Raw genomic sequence first — 764 nt, forward strand, 5'->3', positions numbered from 1 at the left:
TCACGCTTAGTACCACGTAGAAGTGCACCAACGTTCTCACCAGCACGACCTTCGTCAAGAAGCTTACGGAACATTTCAACACCAGTACATGTAGTAGTAGTAGTGTCTTTGATACCTACGATAGCAACTTCGTCACCTACGTTTAGGATACCACGTTCGATACGGCCAGTTACTACTGTACCACGACCTTGGATTGAGAATACGTCTTCGATAGGCATTAGGAATGGCATATCTACTGCACGCTCTGGCTCAGGGATGTATGAATCTAGCGCTTCTGCTAGTTCAACAATCTTAGCTTCCCATTGCTCTTCGCCGTTTAGTGCGCCTAGAGCTGAACCTTGGATAACTGGTAGGTCATCACCTGGGAAATCGTACTCAGATAGAAGTTCACGAACTTCCATTTCTACTAGTTCTAGTAGCTCTTCATCGTCAACCATGTCACATTTGTTCATGAATACGATGATGTATGGGATACCAACCTGACGGCCTAGTAGGATGTGCTCACGAGTTTGTGGCATTGGACCATCTGTCGCAGCAACAACTAGGATACCACCGTCCATCTGTGCAGCACCAGTGATCATGTTTTTAACATAATCCGCGTGTCCTGGACAGTCTACGTGTGCGTAGTGGCGAGTTGGAGTGTCGTACTCTACGTGAGAAGTAGCGATTGTGATACCGCGCTCACGCTCTTCTGGAGCGTTATCGATAGATGCGAAGTCACGAGCAGCACCGCCGTATACTTTAGCAAGTGTTGTACAGATAGC

At 47.4% G+C, this 764-nt stretch carries 1 protein-coding gene; it reads right to left on the reverse strand.

The window, feature by feature from the left end:
- A partial coding sequence (locus H735_RS29250; protein ID WP_042980818.1) for an elongation factor Tu occupies positions 1-764 on the reverse strand: 764 nt, incomplete at both ends.

Source organism: Vibrio owensii CAIM 1854 = LMG 25443 (assembly GCF_000817815.1).
Taxonomy (GTDB): Bacteria; Pseudomonadota; Gammaproteobacteria; order Enterobacterales; family Vibrionaceae; genus Vibrio; species Vibrio owensii.